The 1,853-nt window shown below is 67.2% G+C and carries 2 protein-coding genes; both read left to right on the top strand.

What is annotated here, in order from left to right; all coding sequences use genetic code 11:
* Nucleotides 1-131 precede the first annotated feature (131 nt).
* Entirely contained in the window at nt 132-683 is a 552-nt protein-coding gene (locus ACWD3C_RS48465) for a hypothetical protein (RefSeq protein ID WP_451155209.1), read from the top strand.
* A gap of 338 nt (nt 684-1,021) precedes the next feature.
* Complete coding sequence (locus ACWD3C_RS48460) at nt 1,022-1,273, top strand: hypothetical protein (protein ID WP_451155207.1); 252 nt, start codon at nt 1,022-1,024, stop codon at nt 1,271-1,273.
* Nucleotides 1,274-1,853: the final 580 nt, after the last annotated feature.

The raw sequence follows: 1,853 nt of genomic DNA, 5'->3' as shown, positions 1-1,853 counted from the left end.
ATGGCACGTCCAGCAACTCCGCCTGCATACAGGGGAGTTATCCGGACCATGAGATCGCTGAACTACAGCCACCCAACCGATCTACGACTGAAGGGCTAGCCCTGGAATTCGGACCGCTCAGAGGAAATGACTTGCACGGGTCCGCGGATGCGCGCCGCGCGCCTGACGGAGACCGCCCGCTGGGGACCTCGACACCGCGAGCAGCCGATCGAGCGCGCCCACGGCGAAGCAACAAGCTGTCCAAGCGCACCGCGTGGCAGCTGCTCGGCTACTTCCTGCTCGACACCGGCGTGATCACCCGCCGCCTCGCCGCCCTGCCCCGCAGCGGCGGCCAGGACCTGGGGCACGGCACCGTACGCGCGATCGTCCACCAGGCCGTCCACGACGTCGGTATCGCGACGGCCCCGCCCGCCGAACCACCGGCGGACCTGGCCGTCGCCGAACTTCGCCGCGTCGTCGACCAGCTCGCCGCCAGCACGCACGCGATCGGCGAGCTGCTGCTCGAAGTCGCCCCGGCCTACCTGTCCGACACCGACGCGGCCGACGTCCTCGCCCCGCTGTGCGAAGCGATCGGCGAGGACCTCGAGAACGGCTTCGCCGCCCGCCGCTACGCCCTGTCCCGCGACCGCCGCGCCCTGCACGGCACTGTCCCTTGTAGGCCACCGCTCCCGGCTGCTCTGTGAGGCACACAGCCCGTTTCCTCAGGTGGGCGAGGTGCGGTGTGAGGGTGTGAGGGTGTGAGGCGAGGGCCTGCGGCCACGGGGTGCTGACCTCTGACAGAAGATCTTGGCCGTTTGCCAGAGAGTTTGACGGCCAGTGGGTTTCTGCCACTTGATCTTGACCGGTGTCTCGTGTTGGTGGAGGAGACGGTGGCTGTTGCCGCGCTGGCGTACGGCGATGCCGTCTTGTCGGCCTTCGAGATGGGCTTCTGCATTCCTGCCGCCCTGTGTCAGCAGCTCCCGGTCAAAGTCGCTCCGCCGACCGCGCGGCAAACATGCAGGTCGCGGCAGAGAATTCGCCCTTGGCAGCGAGCGCGGTCACCTGTCACGATCAAGCCGTGGTCAACCTTTCGAAGATCGCGAGGCAGGCAGACGTCCTCCTCGACCTGATGGGCGTGGCGATCGGCTCAATGCTGCTGGTGGTGGGCATTGAAACCTACCGTGACGGTGGATCTGTGGGCTGGCCCGTAGCCGGATCAGTGCTGTTCCTGATCAACCTCTGGGTAGCCGGGCGTCGATTCGCCCGGCGCAGGAGGCCGACTCCGTCGCCGTAGCGGTACACAGGCAGCCGCCCGTGCCCCCTACGTGCCCGATCGGACGACACGGGGCGGGAAATGCCGGGGAACCCAGGAACTACCGGTCCTGCTGCCGGACGCCGACCCCCTGCGCGCCGAACTCGACGCCCTGATGGGCTCGCGGTTGTCGAACTGCAGGCCAAGGACTGTCTCCGCCCAGCGAGCACAGCGCATGCCGACCCGGCTCGGCAACACGCTGCGCGCCGCGGAGTCCCGACCCCGGGCCCGCTACGGGCTGGACCTGGCTTTTACAGAAGGGTATGTGTCGGCGCTGACACATTGACCTTCCCCGCCGACCGGATCAGCGCGGACGCCGACCTCGCCGTCGACGGACTTCTGCTCGATGAGTCTCGCCGATCGGGCAGACGATGTGCCCCTGCTGCACTTTCCTGTGCAGCAGGGGCACCCGCGCCCGCTCATCCCCGCAGGTACTCCCTGCGGGTGACGGATTGTCAGTGTTGCTGCCTAGTGTGATGCGCCAGAAATCTTCTGGGTTAGTTGGTATCGTCTTTTTATGGCGCATCGAGGCCCTGCCGCTGTGGAGATCGTTCTTTCCGAG

It is taken from the genome of Streptomyces sp. NPDC002845 (genome assembly GCF_053591955.1).
Note: the sequence above shows the minus strand (reverse complement) of the source record. Positions and strands in the feature narration are given on the sequence as shown.